The sequence below is a fragment of the Bhargavaea ullalensis genome (genome assembly GCF_042432615.1).
Lineage (GTDB): Bacteria > Bacillota > Bacilli > Bacillales_A > Planococcaceae > Bhargavaea > Bhargavaea ullalensis.
In genome coordinates this window covers 1-17,807 of the sequence record NZ_JBHLWY010000032.1, presented here as the reverse complement: position 1 = coordinate 17,807, position 17,807 = coordinate 1, and the positions used below count along the sequence as shown (strand labels likewise).

Here is a 17,807-nt window from a genome sequence, read left to right as displayed (position 1 = left end):
ATGCGGCGTTGAACCGTACGGATCGGGGGTTGAGTCGTACGCATTGATGCTCCGGTGGGCGAGTCGTATGAATCGGCACTTTGGACGGACGGATTCATTCTCATGAACGCCTGGGTGGCCGGGCTCTTCACATTTCTGACGAATTTCGCCTGAATTCCCGCCGGTGCCGGGAATTCAGGTCGCGGGGCTGTCCGGGGAGTGATAAAATAACGGGTGACGGCAACAGAGGAGGCACTTGTTTTGATCAAAAAATCATTGGCGGCTTTGTCCGCAGCAATATTCATCGGGACTGCCGGCTGGGTTCCGGCAGCTTCAGCAGCAGGTGACCCGGTTCTGGATGACAGCATATATGACACGCTCGTCGACCGGTTCTTCAATGGCTCGACGGCCAATGACCGGGACGTGGACCCGGCCGATCCGAAGGCATTCTCAGGCGGCGATTTCGAGGGGCTGCTCAAAAAACAGGACTACATCCATTCGATGGGCTTCAATGCCGTCTCAATCGGACCGGTCTTCTCGACAGACACCTATGACGGACGAAGGGTTCTGGACTACGGAACGATCGAGGACCGGTTCGGTACGGAGGAGGAACTGACCGGGCTGGTCGGCAAGTACCACAAAAAGGACATGCGTCTGTTTGCGGACTTTCCGCTTGGCGGCGCCAGTGCCAACCACGTCTGGACAGCCGACCACGATGACTGGGCGATCGATGCCGGCGACGGGACCGTCAACTGGGACTATGACAATCCGGAAGTGAAGGAAGCGCTGATCGATGCGGCGGTTTCATTTGTCAAAAAGACCGGGATTGACGGTCTTCGTCTCACTCATTTCGGAGATGCAGACAAGGGCTTTTTGAATGACTTGATCAAAGCCTTGAAATCTGAAAACGGGGATCTGCTCGTTTTCTCGGACGCCCCGTCCGATGCAAACTTCGATCTGATCTTCAACGAGGAAGAAAGCTCCGTGCTTCGGGAAACATTCTCTGAAGTGGATCCGGATTCGGACGGACTGAATCACACGGAGATGACCGAACCGCCGAGCCTGCTGTTTTTTGACACGCTGGAAGGCGACCGGTTCACGGCCGAGATGGTGGAAAAGCGGATGTTCCCGCCGACCCGCTGGAAAATCGCAGCAACCGCACTGCTGACGCTCCCAGGCGTTCCGATCATGACATACGGCTCGGAAACGGCCGTGACGGGGACCGGTCAGCACGGAAACCATCCGAACCATGACTTTAAATCCGACGAAGACCTGATCGATCATATTACCAATGTCAACGAACTGAGGAACCAGTCCGAGACTCTTCGCAGCGGGAAATTTGAAATGCTGTACAATGAAGACGGAATGATCGTCTACAAGCGGTTCACGGATGATGAAACGTGGATCATCGCGCTGAACAACACGAGCGAGACGCAGCGGATCGACATTTCCGAAGAACAGGCGGGCGGTGCAGGGAAAACGCTCCGGGCGCTGTTCGGCAATGACCTCGTCCGCCAGACTGAAAACGGCTCTTACCGGGTCGTGCTTGACCGGGAAACGGCAGACATGTTCATCGTGGAAGAAGACAAGGGCCTGAACATCCCGTATATCATCGCGGCCATCCTCGTCTATACAATCTTCCTCCTGTTCATCTGGCAGGTCTGGCGCAAGGGCCGCCAGCGCCGCACGGAAGGCTCCAAATAAAGAAAAAGCAAGGACGTCCGGCTGCATGCGCAGCAAGGCGTCCTTGCTTTCGTTTTTATGTTCTTAGGCCGCCGCTTTATTGTCCCGGACGGTCCATCGATTTGTATCCGGCCATATTGACGGGGTCTTTCGGCGAACTGTAGGCCGGAGAGTAGGCGATTTCGATGGCGGCCAGGTCATCCATCGTCAGCCGTCCGCGGATGGCGGTCGCGATGATGTCGATGCGCTTGTCCGCGCCTTTCTCGCCAACCGCCTGTGCGCCGAGGATGGCGCGTGTGTCCGGGTCGTAATGGATTTTCAGGCGCAGTTTCCCGTTGTCCGGATAGTAGCCCGCATTGGATCGGCTTTCATGGACGATCGTTTCATACCGCATGTTTTCTTCGTCGAGCATCTTCTCCGACAGGCCGGTCATGCCGGCGGTGAGGGAGAAGAGCTTGGTGATCGAGGTGCCGAGGAGGCCGTCCATTTCAGTGGTTCCGCCCGCAATGTGGCCGGCCGCAATGAACGCTTGCCGGTGTGCGGCCCACGCGAGCGGGACGCGCTTCGGCTTGCCGGTGAACCAGTCCCGGCCTTCCGCCGCATCTCCGATCGCATAGATGTCCGGATCGCTCGTCCTCATGAACGGATCTGTTTCGATGCCGCCTGTCGGCCCGATGCCGAGGCCCGCTTCTTCCGCAAGGCGCGTGTTCGGCTCCAGGCCGACCGCGGCTGCAATGAAGTCGACTTCAATCTCCGTGCCGTCGTCAAGCGACACCGTGCCGCTGTCCACCGAGCACACTTCCTTGCCCAGGTGGAGGGTCACACCGTTCTTTTCCATCTCCTCTTCGAGCAGGCCGCTCATGTCCGGATCTGCGATCGGCATGATCCGGCCGTTGTGCTCGATGAGATCGGTGATGATGCCGAGGCTGCGAAAGTTTTCCGCCAGTTCCACGCCGATGAACCCGCCGCCGATGACGAGTCCGCGCCTCGGCTTTTCACTTTCAAGGTAGTCCTCGAAATTGACCATGTCGCCGAAATGGCGGAGAGTGAAGATCGGGATGGAAGGCGAGCCCGGAATCTCGGGATTACGGGCCGATCCGCCGGGGGACAGGACGAGCTTGTCGTAGTGCAGGGTCTCTGTTTCGCCTGTCACGATATTCCGGACGAGGACGCTCCGGCTTCGGCGGTCGATTTCAAGGGCTTCATGGCGAAGGCGGACGTCGATGGACTTCTTGTCCCAAAATTGTTCCGGAGTCACCGAAACGAGCGAATCCATGCTGTCGACAAGGCCGCCGAGCACATACGGCATCCCGCAGGTTGCGAATCCCATCCGGCTGTCTTTTCCGATCACTGTGATGCGTGCGTCAGGCAGGAACCTGCGCAGCTGCGAGGAAACGGTCGCCCCTCCCGCGACCGCTCCGATGACGATGATGTCCATTGGCCTCATCCTTTCGTCAGTTCTCTTTTTTGTCTTCGAGGTCCTGGAAAAACAGGGCGATCGTGCCCGGACCGGCGTGCGATCCGATGACCGAGCCGATCATATAGACGTCCACGGAAGCCGGATGATGAGTTTCTTCGATGATGGTTTTCAGGGCAAGCGCGGCTTCTTCATCGTCTCCGTGGCTGATCGCCACCCGCTGACGGGCCAGTCCGCTTCCGCGTTCTCCCATGAGTGCGTTCATCCGCTGGAAAACCTTTTTCCGGCCCCGGTGCTTTTCGATCGGGACGAGCTTCCCGTCCTCGACATGAAGGAGCGGCTTGATGTTGAGCAGTCCTCCAAAGAAGGCGCTGGCTTTTGACAGGCGGCCGCCCTTTGCGAGATAGTCCAGATCCTCCACCGTGAACAGATGGACCATCCGGGATGCCATCTCCCGGATGGCTTTTGCCACTTCGTCGCGGTCCATCCCTTCATCGCGCAGTCGGGCCGCCTCGATGACGAGCAGTCCGTAACCGAGGGAAGCGCATTTCGTATCAATGATTTCAAGATCCAGCCCAGGATATTCTTCCTTCACCTGGTCGCGGATCATGACTGATGTGGAATAAGTGCCCGACAGTTCGGAAGAGAACGCGATGTAAAGTCCTTTCTCGCCGGAACGGCCGAGTGCCCGCCATTCTTCCATGAATGATTCAGGGGAGGCCTGCGAGGTTTTCGGGCGTTCGCCTTTTCGGATCCGCCTGAAAATTTCTTTGGAGTCAATCTCGACGATGTCCCTGAAGGTTTCGCCGCCGATATCCACGTGGAGCGGGATGATCTCGACTTCATGCTCCGAGAAAAACTCAAGCGGCAGGTCGGTAGCGCTGTCCGCATACAATTTCATCTCATTTCCTCCTCAGATTCGGCTTGCCGACTTGAGCTTCAGCCGTTCTTCGAGCACGGCGGCGATGCCGTCCTCGTTGTTCGTGCCGGTCACTTCGTCCGCGATCGTCTTCAGCTCGCCGATCGCATTGCCCATCGCGACGCCGGTTCCGGCATACTCAATCATTTCCAGGTCATTGTCCTCGTCTCCGAAAGCAATGATCCGGTCACGCGGGATACCGGCCCATTCGGCGACCGCCGACAGGCCGACCGCCTTGTTGAGGCCGTGGCGGATGATTTCGATGACATACCACGGAGCTCCCCATCGCCGGTGGTCGACGACTTCGGCATGGACTTCGCCAAGCCGGTCGCGGATCCGGTCGGCGTCTGCCGCGTCGGGGTGGATGAGCAGGCTTGTCGGATTGTCCTTCAGATAAGAGCGGATATCTCCGACCGTGACTTTCGGATCACCCATCGTGAAAATATTGAGCAGCTTCTCGTCGTGCTGGTGGACGTAGACATCATCCTGGACTTCCGCCACGATGTTGTGGAAATTGAAGTCCTGGATGGTCTCCATCACATCGCCGACGACGGGCAGGCTGATCGGCTCGTGGATCGTCTTCCAAGAGCGGTCCTTCGGATGATGGACGAACGCGCCGTTGAAGTTGACGATCGGCAGGTCAAGGCCAAGCTGCCGGTAGTAAGGCTCGCTGGCCCGGTACGGCCGGCCCGTGGCAATCATCACCTGGTGGCCTTCGGCTTTTGCAGCCATGAGTGTCTGCTCGGTTTTCGCCGAAATGATCTTTTCATCCGTCAGCAGCGTTCCGTCCAGATCCAGTACGATCAAATGCGGTTTCATCGTGCATTCCCCCTTCTTTATACTATTGAGTGTAGCCTTCCCCTTTCGATCAAGTCAAAAAAATGCCGTCCTTGGGCATCAGGGGCACTGAAAAAGGAAATGATGCTGATCGGCACTCCGATATTAAACGCCATACTCCGACTTTTGATTCCATACTCCGAAATTGAGCGCCATACTCCGAAGCTTCTTATGCGTCCGGTTTGTATTTTATTCCGTGTCTGTTAGGATAAAAGAAAAAACAGGAAGTGGTTGCTGATGCTCGTCAATGAAGAACAGTGGGCGGAAATCCCGCTTTTGCATGTATACCCGGAAACCGGCGGGGAATCAGCCCCGACCGTCATTTTCCTGCACGGATTCACGAGTGCGAAAGAACATAACCTCCATTACGCCTACAATCTGGCCGGTCGCGGCATCCGCGTCCTCCTGCCGGACGCCCACCTGCACGGCGTCAGAGACGAAGGGCTGGACGAGGTGCAGCTCAGCCTCCGTTTCTGGGAGACCGTCCTGACGACGATTGAAGAAGTCGGGAAGCTGAAAGAAGAACTGGCGGAGCGGTTCCCCGACAGCCGGATGTTCGGGCTCGCCGGCACGTCGATGGGCGGCATCGAAACGCTCGGCTGCCTCAGGGCCTATGACTGGATCGATGCGGCCGGTGTCATGATGGGCACGCCCGGGTTCGTCAAGCTGGCAAAGGCCCAGATGGCCCAGTATGAGAGCCGCGGCTTCAAGATTCCGCTCACAAAAGAAGAACGCTCGGCCATGCTCGATACGCTCGCCCGGTTTGATTTGACGAAAGACCGCAAAGCGCTCGCCCGGCGCCCGGTTTATTTCTGGCACGGCATGAATGACGAAACTGTTCCGTTCAAGCCGACAGCGAATTTCATTGAAGCGTGCAGGCCGGATTACGAAGACGTTCCGGAACGCCTGAAGTTCACGGCCGACCGCAATGCTGGGCACGGCGTCTCCCGGACCGGCATGCTGGAATGTACGGATTGGCTTGCAACCCATTTGAATGATGGCACGCCCGTCTGATATGATGAAGGAAATACAGAACGGAAGGGGTATCACGATGGAACAGGAGATGAAAGACAGCCTGATGGGCGCGCTCGAGAACGTTATCGACCCCGAGCTCGGGATCGACATCGTCAACCTCGGTCTCGTCTATGACGTTGATATGGACGATGCCGGGAAAGTTGACGTGACGATGACGCTCACGTCGCTCGGCTGCCCGCTTGGACCGATGATCGTCGACAACATCAAGCGTGAACTGGCAGAACTGCCGGAAGTGAAAGAAACCGAGGTGCACATCGTCTGGAGCCCGCCGTGGTCCAAAGAAATGATGTCCCGCTACGCGAAAATCGCACTCGGCGTTCGATGAGAATACAGCATGGCGGATCCGCAGATTGAATGCGGATCCGCTTTTTTATTGGCCGGAATGAGATAAAGATAACGCTTGCGGCGATAAAGATAACGCTTCGCCCGATAAAGATAACGCTCCCCGTAAAACCGCTTTTAATTCCAAGAAAACAAGGGAACCCGGGCTGCGAGGCGGCGAACTTCCCGGCCGTGCGTTTCGCTTTACCCTGGACAGGGAAAAGCATATAATGGAATTAGTCAAACATGGTCAAAGGCAAACAAGGTCAAACAACAGGGGTGAAGGCGAATATGCAAATGAACATGCAGCAGGAAGATCAGCGAAGCCCGCTTGAGCAGTTCGGCCGCAACTTGATCGAACAGGTGAAGGAAGGGAAGATGGACCCGGTGATCGGGCGGGATCAGGAAATCCGTGATGTGATCCGGATTCTTTCACGGAAAACGAAAAACAACCCGGTTCTCATCGGGGAACCGGGTGTCGGGAAGACGGCGATCGTGGAAGGGCTTGCCCAGCGGATCGTCAAAAAAGACGTGCCGGAAGGACTGAAGGACCGTGAACTGTATGAGCTGGACATGAGCGCGCTCGTGGCCGGCGCCAAATACCGGGGTGAATTCGAGGAGCGGCTGAAAGGCGTGCTCAAGCAAGTGAAGGACAGTGACGGCGGCATTATCCTGTTCATCGACGAACTCCACACGATTGTCGGTGCAGGGCGGACCGAAGGCTCGATGGACGCCGGAAACATGCTGAAGCCGATGCTCGCGCGGGGTGAGCTCCATTGCATCGGGGCGACGACGCTCGACGAATACCGGATGTACATTGAAAAGGATCCTGCGCTTGAGCGGCGTTTCCAGCAGGTTTATGTCCAGGAGCCGACCGTCGAGGATACGATTTCCATCCTGCGGGGATTGAAAGAACGGTTTGAGCTCCACCACGGCGTCCGGATCCATGACCGTGCGCTCGTCGCGGCGGCCGCGCTGTCCGACCGCTACCTCACCGAGCGTTTCCTGCCGGACAAGGCAATCGACCTCGTCGACGAGGCAAGCGCGCTCATCCGCACGGAAATCGACTCGATGCCGCAGGAACTCGATGAAGTAACGCGGCGCATCATGCAGCTTGAGATCGAGGAACAGGCGCTCATGATGGAAAAAGACGAACGGAGCCAGGCCCGTCTCGAAAGCCTGCGTGCGGAGTTGGAAGAGCTCCGGACGTCGACGGCAGACATGCGCGAACGCTGGGAAAAAGAAAAGGAAGCGATCCGTGAAATCCAGTCGAAGCGTGAAGAACTCGACCGGTACCGGCGGGATCTGGAAGATGCGGAAAACCGCTATGACCTGAACAAGGCAGCCGAACTCCGCCACGGCCGGATTCCTCAGGCCGAGAAGGAGCTTGCAGAACTTGAGGCGCCGCTCACCGGAGAAGAAAACCGGCTGCTCCGTGAAGAAGTGACCGAAGACGAAATTTCCGAGATTGTCGCACGCTGGACGGGCATCCCGGTCGCCAAACTCGTCGAAGGTGAGCGGGAGAAGCTGCTGCGCCTGAAGGAAACGCTTGAACAGCGAGTCATCGGCCAGGATGATGCCGTCCGGCTCGTCACCGAAGCCGTTTGGCGGGCAAGATCGGGCATCAAGGACCCGCACCGGCCGATCGGATCGTTCCTGTTCCTCGGACCGACAGGCGTCGGGAAAACCGAACTGGCAAAAACGATCGCAGCCACGCTGTTTGATTCGGAAGCGCACTTCATCCGGATCGACATGTCCGAATACATGGAGAAGCATTCGGTTTCCCGGCTTGTCGGGGCGCCTCCGGGCTATGTCGGATTCGAGGAAGGCGGCCAGCTGACGGAAGCCGTGCGGCGCAACCCGTACTCGGTCGTTCTCCTCGACGAAATTGAAAAAGCGCACCCGGATGTTGCGAACATCCTTCTCCAGGCGCTTGACGACGGACGGATCACCGACAGCCAGGGACGCAATGTCGATTTCACAAACACGATCATCATCATGACGTCCAACATCGGCTCAGAGCTGCTCCTCCGCATGGAAGGCGAAGAAGAGCATGCGGTGGAAGACCTGATCATGGCGGAGCTGAAGCGGCACTTCAAGCCGGAATTGCTGAACCGGATGGACGACATCGTCATCTTCCAATCGCTCAAAGGAGACGATTTCCGCAGGATCGCCCAAAAGATGCTCGACGACCTGGCACGGCGTGTCGCATCACAGGGAATCGAACTCACATTCGGCGACGGCCTCCTCGACTGGATTGTCGCGGAGGGAACGGACCCTGACTTCGGCGCACGGCCGCTCAAGCGGTTCATCCAGCGCCATGTTGAAACGGCGGTCGCCCACGGGCTCATCCAGGGCGGTTATACCGAAGGAGACCGGATCCGCGCCGAACTGTCGGACGGAACGGTCGTCCTCCATAAACTCGGTGAATAAAAAACATAAAAACCGTTCTCCGCAATCAAGCGGGGAACGGTTTTTTGCGTTCATGCATCGTAATCCGGTGTGGACTCTGTCGGCAGGATCGCCGAAACGATGAAAACGAGAATTGAAAGAACGACCGAGACGATGGCGCCAAGTGCAAAGTCGAACGGCACGTCATTGATCGAGCTGACCACGTAGTTCAGCATCGTGACGAGCACGAATGACCATACGAATGTCATGATGTATTGCATGAATTTCACCTCTGCGCGGAAATTTCCTTTTTCATCATATCACACCGCGGCGCAGCGGGAAAGCGAGATTCCGGGCTTTGGCCGGATGTTCGGTTTCTCCGGTCAAGAAGTTGTCAAAACCGCACCCGCTGTGTTAAATTGTTACCAGGTGCTAATAGATGATAATAAAGAAAAGGGGTTAAGGAATGGGCGTAGGAATGATCGGAATCGGGAAATGCGTTCCGGAAAACGTGCTGACAAATGCTGACCTGGAAAAGCGGCTCGACACTTCTGACGAATGGATCCGCACACGGACGGGGATCGAGGAGCGGCGGATTGCCGGAGACGACATGGACACGTCGGACATGGCTTACCGGGCAGCCCTGGAAGCCATCCGTGATTCCGGCATCTCCCCGGAACAGATCGGCCTCATCATCGTGGCGACCGTCACGCCCGACAGGCCGTTCCCGAGCGTGTCGACACAGCTGCAGGACCAGCTGGGCGCAACCCATGCGGCAGCGATGGATATCTCGGCCGCATGCGCGGGATTCATGTACGGCACGGCAACGGCGATGCAGTTCGTCGAATCCGGGACCTATGAATATGTTCTCGTCGTCGGCGTTGAAAAGCTATCGAAAATCACCGACTGGGAAGACCGCAACACAGCCGTCCTGTTCGGAGACGGGGCAGGGGCAGCCGTCATCGGCCGTGTGTCGGAAGGCAAGGGCATCCTCGCGTTTGAACTCGGGGCAGACGGTTCGGGCGGCAAGCATCTTTACCAGGACAAATATCTGCATATGAACGGGCGGGAAGTGTTTAAATTCGCTGTCCGGCAGATGGGTGAGTCTGCGCTGGCCGTTTTGGACAAGGCCGGCCTTACCAAAGAGGACGCGGACTATCTGATCCCGCACCAGGCCAACATACGAATTATGGAAGCCTCGCGCGAACGCCTCGGACTTCCGCCGGAGAAAATGTCCAAGCGCATCCATAAATACGGCAACACTTCCTCCGCCTCCATTCCGATTGCTCTCTGTGATGAGGTGGCGGACGGAAATGTCCAAGACGGCGACGTCATCGTGCTCGTCGGGTTCGGCGGCGGGCTCACATGGGGCGCGCTCGCCATCCGCTGGGGAAAATAACTTGCACACATCCAACGAAGTGAACCCAACATATATAACGATCAAAGAGAAGGAAGGGAAATGATGATGGAGAAAAGACGTGTGGTCATCACAGGAGTCGGTGTCATCAGTCCAGTCGGAAATGATGCGCCGACGGCATGGACTTCGATCAAAGAAGGGAAATCCGGAGTCGGCCCGCTGACGAGGCTGGACCGTGAATTGTTCCCCGCAAAAGTCGCGGCTGAAGTAAAGGACTTCGACATCGAGCAGTACATTCAGAAAAAGGAAGCCCGCAAAATGGACCGTTTCACCCACTATGCGCTGGCGGCCGCCTTCGAGGCGCTTGAGGATGCGGGCCTGCCGCGCCGGCTCGACGATGAGACAGCCCTCCGCACAGGCGTCTGGATCGGCTCGGGCATCGGCGGCATGGAAACCCATGAACAGCAGTTCAAGACATTCCAGGAGCGCGGATACCGCCGCGTGAGTCCGTTCTTCGTCCCGATGATGATTCCGGACATGGCAGCGGGCCAGGTGTCGATCTATACGAACGCCAAGGGCATCAACTCCTGCACGGTCACCGCCTGCGCATCCGGCGCCAATTCGATCGGCGACGCCTATGAAGCGATTGCGCGCGGCGATGCGGACATGATGATCACAGGCGGCGCGGAAGCCCCAATCACGACGATGGCGGTTGCCGGCTTCTGTGCAAACACGGCATTGACAACAAACGCGGATCCCGAGACGGCTTCGCGCCCGTTTGATGCGGACCGCGACGGCTTCGTCATCGGAGAAGGCGCCGGCATCCTGATCATGGAAGACTACGACCGGGCGAAAGCGCGCGGAGCGAAGATTTACGCGGAAATCATCGGTTACGGTTCGACAGGAGATGCACACCATATCACGGCACCAGCTCCGGAAGGGGAAGGGGCAGCGCGTGCGATGGCCCAGGCGCTTCAAAAGGCCGGCGTCACTCCTGATCAGGTCGATTACATCAATGCGCACGGCACGAGCACGCCGTACAATGATGAATTCGAGACCGACGCGGTGAAGAACGTCTTTGGCGAGCATGCCTACAAACTGGCGATGAGCTCGACCAAGTCGATGACCGGGCACTTGCTCGGCGCTGCAGGCGGCGTGGAAGCCGTCTTTACGGCACTTGCCCTCCGCGACGGGATCATGCCGCCGACGACCAACTACAAGACTCCGGATCCTGCATGCGATCTGGATTACGTGACGGACGGCGCACGCGAAGCCGACATCCGCTATGCCATGAGCAACTCGCTCGGTTTCGGCGGTCATAATGTTTCCTTGCTCTTCAAGAAAGCGGAATGATTCATATGGAGCGAAAGTCCCGGACCATTTAAAGGTCCGGGGCTTTTTTGGTGCTTCGGCCTCTTCTACTGCTATAGGAAAAACGCCCCTGTAAGATATTATCCTTAGAGAATGTTAATTCAGAAAATAAAGCTCAAAACATTGATATGACAGCGTTTTTCAAATGAATGAAACCTTTTTCCGATTGCATTAAAATAGGAAATTCAAAAAATACCTTGCGTATGTAATCTTTTTGTAATAAAATTTAGCAAGAACGAAATAACAGAAAAATAGAAATCTTGAGGTGTAATAATGACAGCCAAACAAGCCACAACCAAGCAAACACCTCTCCTCGAGGTTCACAATCTCCAGACCGGTTTTAAAATCGGCAAAGAATATTTCAACGCAGTCGAAGGTGTCTCGTTCAACGTGGAACGAAAACAGATCGTCGGCATCGTCGGCGAATCCGGCTGCGGCAAGAGCGTCATGTCGCTGTCGATCATGCACCTGCTCCCGCAGGGGATCGGCAAGATCCGGGGCGGCGAAATCCTGTTTGAAGGACAGGACATCGTTGACCATGACGAAAAGAAGATGAACGGCATCCGGGGAAAAGACATCTCGATGATTTTCCAGGAACCGATGACTTCCCTCAACCCGGTATTTACGATCGGTTATCAAATTTCCGAAGTGCTGCTCAACCACCAAGACCTCAACAAGAGCGAGGCCCGGGCGAAAGCGGTTACATTGCTGAAAAACGTCGGCATCCCGCGTGCCGAGCAGATCGTGGACGAGTATCCCCACCAGCTCTCCGGCGGGATGCGCCAGCGGGTGATGATCGCCATGGCGATCGCCTGCCAGCCCAAGCTCCTGATCGCCGATGAGCCGACTACCGCGCTTGACGTGACCGTGCAGGCGCAGATCCTCGAACTTCTGAAGAACATCCAGGAAGTGAACGACATGTCCATCATGCTCATCACGCACGACCTGGGCGTCGTGGCGGAAATCTGTGACGTCGTGCTCGTCATGTATGCCGGGAAGATCGTCGAGCGCGCAACGGTGGAAGAACTGTTTGAAAATCCGAAACATCCCTATACCCAGCTGCTCATGCAGGCCATTCCGAAAATGGAGGAAGAGCGGGAGCGTCTGGCGACGATCGAGGGGCTCGTCCCGGCGATCAAAGACATGCCGGCCGTTGGTTGCCGGTTTGCAAACCGCTGTCCGAAAGCGATGCCGGAATGCATGCAGGTGACGCCTCAGCTCGGGGAATCAGCTGCGGAGCATGAAGTGGCCTGCCTCCTCTATGAAGAAAGCTGGCCGAAAGAAGAAAGAGTGGGTGCGCGATGACAACAAAAGATCTGACAGAACAAGGAAAAACGAACAAGGAGCGCGAAAACCTTCTTGAAGTGAAAAATCTGAAGATGTACTACCCGATCCACGGCGGATTTTTCAAGCATGTCGTCGGGAACGTCAAAGCCGTGGACGATGTCTCCTTTTCAATCAAAAAAGGCGAGACGATGGGACTTGTCGGCGAATCCGGCTGCGGAAAGTCGACGACCGGCCGTGCACTTCTCCGGCTTCTCAAACCGACGGGGGGCCAGATCCTCTTCGACGGCGAGGACATCACGAAGATCGGCGGGTCCCGGCTCCGGAAAACACGCCAGGATCTCCAGATGGTCTTCCAGGATCCATACGCATCGCTGAACCCGATGCAGATGGTCGGGGACATCATCGCAGAGCCGATCCTCAACTTTGAACGCCGCAACAAAAAAGAACTTGAGAAATACGTCAAGTCTCTTCTCGCCCGTGTGGGTCTGCCGGAATCGGCTTACTATAAATACGCTCATGAGTTCTCGGGCGGCCAGCGCCAGCGGATCGGCATTGCGCGTGCACTCGCGCTCAATCCGAAGCTCATCATTGCGGACGAGCCGGTATCCGCGCTGGACGTCTCGGTACAGTCGCAAGTCTTGAACCTGCTGAAAGACCTCCAGCAGGAGTTCGACCTCACGTATCTGTTCATCGCCCACGACCTGAGCGTCGTCAAGCACATGAGCGATACGATCGGTGTCATGTATTTGGGCAATCTCGTCGAGGTTGCTTCAAATAAAGATCTTTACAGCGAGCCGCTTCACCCTTACACGCAGGCGCTCATCTCCGCGATTCCGGAGCCAGATCCGAAATTGCGGAAAGAGCGGATTGTGTTGCAAGGGGATGTGCCGAGCCCCGCGAACCCGCCGACCGGCTGCCCGTTCCATACGCGCTGCCCGATGGCACAGGAAATCTGTTCGCAGGAAAAGCCTCCTTTGAAGGAGGTGAGACCGGGTCATCACGTTGCGTGCGTCCTGTACTGATCAAAAAAATAATCTCTAAATGGGGGGTAAACAAGTATGAAACGCAAGTCCATGTTCTGGCTGTTTGCGATGATCCTTGTCCTGTCCGCTTTCCTCGCAGCTTGCGGCGGCGACAAGAACGAGTCGTCCGGCGACAAGACGAACGACGGCGACAAAGACAGCGGCAAGGCGACCGAGGAAGACGCCGGTCCACAGCAGGGCGGCACGCTCACCTATGCGCTTGACGCCGTACCTGAAGGTCTTTACAGCTATGCTTTCTACGGCATTGCCACGGATGCGGAAATCATCAGCTTCTTCGATGAGAGCCTCATCAAGTACGACGAAAACCTCGAGCCGATCCCGAACATCGCAGAATGGGAAACGGACGACAACCAGCACTTCACGTTCAAGTTCAAAGAAGGCGTCAAGTGGCACAACGGGGAAGAACTCACGGTCAATGACTGGGTATTCGCCCTCGAAACGCTCGCTGACCCTGACTACGACGGTTCCCGCTACACAAACGTCCAGGACATCGAAGGTGCTCCTGAATACCGCGAAGGCAAGGCAGACAGCATCTCCGGCCTGAAAGTCGTGGATGACTACACGATCGAAGTCACATTCGACAAGCCGCGCCTGAACAACCTGACGAACATCTGGTCTTACCCAATGCCTGAAAAAGCTTACGAAGGCATCGAAGTCAAAGACATGTCTTCTTCCGACATCGTCCGCAAGAACCCGATCGGCGTAGGTCCGTTCAAAGTTGAGAAAATCGTCCCTGGCGAATCCGTGGAACTCGTGAAAAACGAAGACTACTGGAACGGTGACGTCAACCTCGACAAAGTCATCATCCGCATCATCGACAACTCGGCAACAGTCGGCGCGCTCCAAAACGGCGACATCGACATGATCGCCATCCAGCCGGTTTCCGGCCCTGAAGTTGAAAAGCTCGACAATGTAGAAATCGTCACGGCTCCTGGCCTGTCTTACTACTATGTCGGCTTCAAACTCGGCAAGTTCGACAATGCACAGCGCAAAATCGTTGAAGAAAATCCGAAGTATGCAGACCTTAAACTCCGCCAGGCAATGGCTCATGCCATCAACCGCCAAGAGTGGATCGACGCATTCTTCTTCGGCTACGGCGAGCCGGTCAACAAGCCGGTTCCATCCGCACACTGGATCGCAGCCGATGACAGCGAAGTGGAAGTTTACGATTACGACCCTGAAAAAGCGAAGGAGCTTCTTGACGAAGCCGGCTACAAAGACGTGGACGGCGATGGCTTCCGTGAAGATCCGAACGGCGAGAAATTCGAAGTGAAGTTCTCCCACTATGCAACAGGCAACCCGACATTCGAATCCCGTGCAAAAGCAATCACCCAGTACTGGGAAGAAGTCGGCCTCAAAGCAAGTGTTGAAATGGTCGAAGTCAACCTCTACTACGACATGGTCGAAAAAGATGACGCTTCGATTGAAACATTCTTCGGCGGCTGGAGCACAGGCACTGACCCTGACCCATCCGGTCTCTGGAAAGCAGACGAAATCTGGAACTACCCGCGCTACAACAATCCTGAAGCGGACGCCCTCCTCGACAAAGCTCTGAGCGTTGAAGAAGTCGGCGACGACAAGGACAAGCGCAAGCAGATCTATGCTGAATGGCAGAAGAAGGTCACTGAAGACGTGCCGATGATCTTCATCGCTGAACTTGATGAAATCATGGCAGTATCCGACAAGGTCGGCGGCTTTGAAATGGACGTATCGGGTACGAACAACCCGGCAGAATGGTACGTCCAAGGCAAATGATCTGACGGATCACTCTGAAGGACCTGTCAGCGGCGGGCGGGATGCCCGCCTGCCGCTGATTTTTTATTGATTGATTGATGCTCTTAACCACGGTAAGGAGTATTTGGATAAAATAACTCTTACCGTGTTTGAGAGCGGCAGCACAGAGAGACAGATGATAAGGAGAGTACCGTATGGTTAAATATGTATTGCGCCGACTGCTTGGAATGATCCCGATGCTATTTCTCGTATCGGTTGTCGTTTTCTTCCTTGCGAAGGCGATGCCGGGGGATTCGCTCAGCGGCGAGATCGACCCGCTCAACACCAACCCTGAATATATTGCGGAAATGCGCGAAAAGCTCGGCTACAACGATCCGATTCCGAAACAATACCTGTCTTGGGTGACCGGATTCGTCCAAGGGGACTTCGGAAAGTCAACACGGTACAAAATGCCGGTATCCGACTTGATCATGGAGAAGATTCCGAACACCGTGTTCCTGGCGCTGACGGCACTCCTCATTACATATGTGCTGGCGTTTGCGATGGGCATGTATTCAGGCAGGAAGCCGTATACGCTCGGGGATAACCTGATTGCCGGGTTCAACTATACCGGTCTTGCCATCCCGTCATTTGTCGCCGGTGTGTTCGCCATTTACTTTTTCGCATTCAAGCTTCACTGGTTCCCGTTCGCCGGTTCGGTGGACATCGAAGTCCAAAACGGGACGATCGATTACTGGATGAGCCGGATCCACCATGTCATGCTGCCGGCCTTCATCCTGGGGCTGTTCAGCACGGCGTCCTATACACAATTTCTCAGGAATGACCTGATCGAGAACTCGAGGAAGGACTTTGTCCGCACAGCACGGGCAAAAGGGACGCCGATCGGCAAGATCTACAACGTCCACATTCTCCGCAACTCAATCATTCCGCTCGTCACGTTCCTCGGCTTTGACATTGCCGGGCTTATGAGCGGCGCAGTCATCACCGAGAAGATTTTCTCGTATCCGGGCATCGGCCTGCTGTTCCTTGATTCCGTCAACAACCGGGATTACCCGACGGTGATGGCCATCACGATGATGCTGTCGGCACTCGTGCTCGTCGGGAACCTCATCGCAGATATTCTTTACGGAGTCGTGGATCCGCGGATCCGCTTAGGTTAAGGGGGAAGACACATCATGACAACCAATGCAGCAACCGGGCCGGTGAAAGAGCCGGATAAAAGTCTCTCTCCGTGGGCAATCGCCAGACGGAAGTTCATCAAAAATAAGCTGGCGATGATCAGCACTGTATTTCTGTTCATCGTCATCATCTTGTCGCTTCTTGCACCGACATTGGCGCCGCATCTCTCGCCGATTCCGGATGTGACGAAAGTCAACATCAGCAAAATGAACATCGCGCCAAACGGTGATCATCTGCTCGGCACGGACAAGAGCGGCCGGGATGTCCTGACCCGCCTCCTTTACGGCGGACGCATCTCGCTGCTCGTGGGTGCCAGTGCCACGGCGCTCGTCATCTTCATCGGCACGCTCGTCGGATCGATCGCCGGATTCTTCGGCGGCGCTGTCGACAGCATGCTCATGCGCTTCACGGACTTTGTCCTGAACTTTCCGTTCCTCGTGTTCGTCATCGTCCTCAACACGATTTTGTTCGGGATCATTGATGGACTCTGGGTACTGATCGGGGTCATCGGTTTCCTCAGCTGGGGCGGCGTCGCGCGGATCGTCCGGTCGAAAGTGCTCGCGGAAAAAGAGAACGAATATGTACTTGCCGCCATTTCGATCGGCTGCTCGCCGGCGAAAGTCATCGTCAAGCACCTGCTTCCGAACGTCATGTCGACGATCATTGTCCAGGCGACGCTCCTGTTTGCCAGCCTCATCATCGCCGAATCGGGGCTGTCCTACCTCGGTTTCGGGGTTCCTCAGGAAATCCCGAGCTGGGGCAACATGCTCGCCTACGCCAACGAACCGGACGTCCTCCAGGGCAAGCCTTGGATGTGGATGCCGCCGGCGCTGGCCATCACCTTCACCATCTTGTCGATCAACTTCATCGGCGAAGGCCTCAAAGACGCCCTCAACCCGAAATCATTAAGGTAACCAGAAAAGTGGAGGGCGGCGTTTAGGGGCGACAGGCATAAGGCAGGACGCAGAGCGTATCTTGGTCCGCGGCGCGGCATGGCTAATGACCCCGAGCCCCTGCCGCCCGGAGCTGGACAAAAGAAAAGCGGAGGGCGGCGTTTAGGGGCGACAGGCATAAGGCAGGACGCAGAGCGGATCTTGACCCGCGGCGCGGCATGACTTATGACCCCGAGCCCCTGCCGCCCGGAGCTGGACAAAAGAAAAGCGGAGCGGGCCGATTAGACCTGAACGCATAAGACGGGCGACGGCGCGAGGCCTGCCTCGCAGAGTCGGCTGGCTTATGACCGAAGGTCTGGCC

The 17,807-nt window shown here is 56.4% G+C and carries 15 protein-coding genes; 11 read left to right on the top strand and 4 right to left on the bottom strand.

The window, feature by feature from the left end:
• The first annotated feature begins 240 nt into the window (after window positions 1-240).
• Complete coding sequence (locus tag ACFFIY_RS08070; protein ID WP_354196984.1) at window positions 241-1,683, top strand: alpha-amylase family glycosyl hydrolase; 1,443 nt, start codon at window positions 241-243, stop codon at window positions 1,681-1,683.
• A 76-nt stretch (window positions 1,684-1,759) separates the two neighbouring features.
• On the opposite strand, the gene ACFFIY_RS08065 is transcribed toward ACFFIY_RS08070, so the two are convergent.
• The 3 genes from ACFFIY_RS08065 to ACFFIY_RS08055 are packed head-to-tail and all read right to left on the bottom strand — an operon-like array spanning window position 1,760 to window position 4,817.
• A complete protein-coding gene (locus ACFFIY_RS08065; protein ID WP_354196986.1) occupies window positions 1,760-3,100 on the bottom strand; it encodes an FAD-dependent oxidoreductase in 1,341 nt (446 codons plus the stop codon).
• Between the two features lie 16 nt (window positions 3,101-3,116).
• A complete protein-coding gene (locus tag ACFFIY_RS08060) occupies window positions 3,117-3,980 on the bottom strand; it encodes a DegV family protein (protein ID WP_354196988.1) in 864 nt (287 codons plus the stop codon).
• 12 nt (window positions 3,981-3,992) lie between these two features.
• A complete protein-coding gene (locus ACFFIY_RS08055; RefSeq protein ID WP_354196990.1) occupies window positions 3,993-4,817 on the bottom strand; it encodes a Cof-type HAD-IIB family hydrolase in 825 nt (274 codons plus the stop codon).
• 255 nt (window positions 4,818-5,072) lie between these two features.
• Between ACFFIY_RS08055 and ACFFIY_RS08050 the strand changes: the two genes are divergently transcribed.
• The 3 genes from ACFFIY_RS08050 (at window position 5,073) to ACFFIY_RS08040 (ending at window position 8,624) form a co-directional block, all read left to right on the top strand.
• The gene (locus ACFFIY_RS08050) at window positions 5,073-5,849 is read left to right on the top strand and encodes an alpha/beta fold hydrolase (protein ID WP_354196992.1); all 777 of its coding nucleotides are present in this window, start codon (window positions 5,073-5,075) and stop codon (window positions 5,847-5,849) included.
• A 37-nt stretch (window positions 5,850-5,886) separates the two neighbouring features.
• Entirely contained in the window at window positions 5,887-6,195 is a 309-nt protein-coding gene (locus tag ACFFIY_RS08045; protein ID WP_354196994.1) for a metal-sulfur cluster assembly factor, read from the top strand.
• 293 nt (window positions 6,196-6,488) lie between these two features.
• Entirely contained in the window at window positions 6,489-8,624 is a 2,136-nt protein-coding gene (locus ACFFIY_RS08040) for an ATP-dependent Clp protease ATP-binding subunit (protein WP_354197088.1), read from the top strand.
• Between the two features lie 50 nt (window positions 8,625-8,674).
• Here the strand turns inward: ACFFIY_RS08040 and ACFFIY_RS08035 are convergent, their stop codons facing one another.
• Entirely contained in the window at window positions 8,675-8,863 is a 189-nt protein-coding gene (locus tag ACFFIY_RS08035; RefSeq protein ID WP_354196996.1) for a YjzD family protein, read from the bottom strand.
• A gap of 185 nt (window positions 8,864-9,048) precedes the next feature.
• Between ACFFIY_RS08035 and ACFFIY_RS08030 the strand changes: the two genes are divergently transcribed.
• The 7 genes from ACFFIY_RS08030 to opp4C all read left to right on the top strand — a co-directional run bounded on the left by ACFFIY_RS08030 (window position 9,049) and on the right by opp4C (window position 17,467).
• Complete coding sequence (locus tag ACFFIY_RS08030) at window positions 9,049-9,981, top strand: beta-ketoacyl-ACP synthase III (protein WP_354196998.1); 933 nt, start codon at window positions 9,049-9,051, stop codon at window positions 9,979-9,981.
• 66 nt (window positions 9,982-10,047) lie between these two features.
• Complete coding sequence (gene fabF, locus ACFFIY_RS08025; RefSeq protein WP_354197090.1) at window positions 10,048-11,292, top strand: beta-ketoacyl-ACP synthase II; 1,245 nt, start codon at window positions 10,048-10,050, stop codon at window positions 11,290-11,292.
• Between the two features lie 291 nt (window positions 11,293-11,583).
• On the top strand, window positions 11,584-12,615 hold the full coding sequence (locus ACFFIY_RS08020; protein ID WP_354197000.1) for an ABC transporter ATP-binding protein: 1,032 nt from the start codon (window positions 11,584-11,586) through the stop codon (window positions 12,613-12,615).
• Window positions 12,612-13,619, top strand: a complete 1,008-nt coding sequence (locus ACFFIY_RS08015; RefSeq protein WP_354197002.1) for an ABC transporter ATP-binding protein — start codon at window positions 12,612-12,614, stop codon at window positions 13,617-13,619. Before ACFFIY_RS08020 ends, ACFFIY_RS08015 begins: the two co-directional genes overlap by 4 nt.
• A gap of 36 nt (window positions 13,620-13,655) precedes the next feature.
• Entirely contained in the window at window positions 13,656-15,395 is a 1,740-nt protein-coding gene (gene opp4A / locus ACFFIY_RS08010) for an oligopeptide ABC transporter substrate-binding protein (protein ID WP_354197005.1), read from the top strand.
• A gap of 173 nt (window positions 15,396-15,568) precedes the next feature.
• Window positions 15,569-16,534 (top strand): oligopeptide ABC transporter permease, encoded by a 966-nt coding sequence (opp4B, locus tag ACFFIY_RS08005; protein WP_354197007.1) that lies wholly within the window; start codon window positions 15,569-15,571, stop codon window positions 16,532-16,534.
• A 15-nt stretch (window positions 16,535-16,549) separates the two neighbouring features.
• Complete coding sequence (gene opp4C, locus ACFFIY_RS08000; protein WP_354197009.1) at window positions 16,550-17,467, top strand: oligopeptide ABC transporter permease; 918 nt, start codon at window positions 16,550-16,552, stop codon at window positions 17,465-17,467.
• Window positions 17,468-17,807: the final 340 nt, after the last annotated feature.